The organism is Polynucleobacter sp. 39-46-10, from assembly GCF_002282275.1.
Genome location: NZ_NCJB01000460.1, coordinates 1 through 1,496, shown reverse-complemented (window position 1 = coordinate 1,496; position 1,496 = coordinate 1). Strand labels below are relative to the sequence as shown.

The 1,496-nt window shown below is 44.7% G+C and carries 3 protein-coding genes; all 3 read left to right on the top strand.

Annotated features, from left to right (window positions below; all coding sequences use genetic code 11):
* Positions 1-577: TRAP transporter substrate-binding protein DctP (gene dctP / locus B7X71_RS16785; protein WP_293601577.1), on the top strand; the 577-nt coding region annotated here is incomplete at its 5' end.
* Positions 578-610: 33 nt separating this feature from the next.
* Complete coding sequence (locus B7X71_RS16780) at positions 611-1,135, top strand: TRAP transporter small permease subunit (protein WP_293601576.1); 525 nt, start codon at positions 611-613, stop codon at positions 1,133-1,135.
* On the top strand, positions 1,128-1,496 hold a 369-nt coding region (locus B7X71_RS16775; protein ID WP_293601575.1), incomplete at its 3' end, for a TRAP transporter large permease subunit. The genes B7X71_RS16780 and B7X71_RS16775, both read left to right, overlap by 8 nt.

Genomic DNA, 1,496 nt, shown 5'->3' with positions numbered 1-1,496 from the left:
TGCTGATCTCAAGGGTCTGAAGATGCGTATTCCTGGGCTTGCTGGTAAGGTCTATGCCAAGTTGGGTGTTGATGTGAAGGTATTGCCGGGCGGTGAGATTTTCCCGGCGCTTGAGCGTGGCGTGATTGATGCAGCTGAATTCGTTGGCCCATTTCAAGACCGTCGTCTTGGATTGCAAAAAGCAGCTAAGTTCTACTACACCACTGGTTGGCATGAGCCAGCAACTACTTCTGAGCTTTTGATTAATAAAGCAGCTTGGGAAAAGCTACCTAAAGATCTTCAAGCAGTTGTGCAAAACGCATCTGCTGCTTGTAATGTTATTGGTGAGGCATGGTGTCAGCGTAACAATGCCGAGGCAATGAAAGATTTGGTTGAGAAGCAAGGCGTTACTGCTCTGCAATTGCCAGATTCAGTAGTAGCTGCGATGCGCGCTGAAACGAAAAAGATTTTGGACGAGTCAGCTGCGGCTGATCCTATGACTAAAAAAGTACATGATTCTTATTTTGCCTTTAAGCGGAACTATGACTCTTGGGCATCTTATAGTGAGGCAACATACCACAGCAAAATTCGTGGTTGATTTTCGTTTTAATCATTTAAGTTAGGAATATCAGTGCATCCTTTGTTATTAAAAATCGCATTGCGTATCGAAGGCTTAATTGATTTCACTGGCAAGGCCACGTCTTACGTGGCCTTGGCCATTGTGGGATTAATAACAGTTAACGTTTTTTTACGCTACACCATGAGCATTGGTTCGGTGTGGGCGCAAGAGCTTGAGTGGCATCTATTGGCGGCATTAATCTTATTCGGTATGAGCTATGCCTTATTGCGTGGCGATAATGTTCGGGTAGATTTGTTCTACGCCAATTATTCTCCTAAGAATAAATATCGTGTCGATATTATTTCAGCGGTACTCACAATCATCGTGGCGCTGCTATTTATCTACTTGTCCTCATCATATGTTGTCCAGTCTTTCTCGATTGGAGAAATGTCGCCCGATCCAGGAGGTATTCCTTATCGCTGGATTGTGAAGGGATTAATTCCAATTGGCTTTGCTTTACTGGCTTTCCAAGGTGTCGGGGAGCTCTGTCGGGTGATTCTTAATGGGTACAGAACCAAAGGAGGTCAGCATGTTTGATATGCATGTGATGGCCATTTTGATGCTGATAGGCTTTTTCATTTTATTGATGATTGGCGTTCCAGTTGCCATTACCTTGGCAACAGTGGGATTCGTATTTGGATTTTTAGGATTCGGAACCTCCTTGTTTAACTTATTGCCAGCCAGAGTGTTTGGCATTGTGGCGGGTTATCAATGGCTTGCAATTCCCTTGTTTATTTTTATGGGAATCATGCTGGAAAAATCTCGGCTAGCTGATGATTTGCTTGATGTGATTGGACATATAGCGGGCGGTGTCAAGGGCGGTATGGCGGTTGGAATAATCTTGTTCGGGGCTTTGATGGGCGCTACTACCGGCATTGTTGGTGCTACCGTCATCACC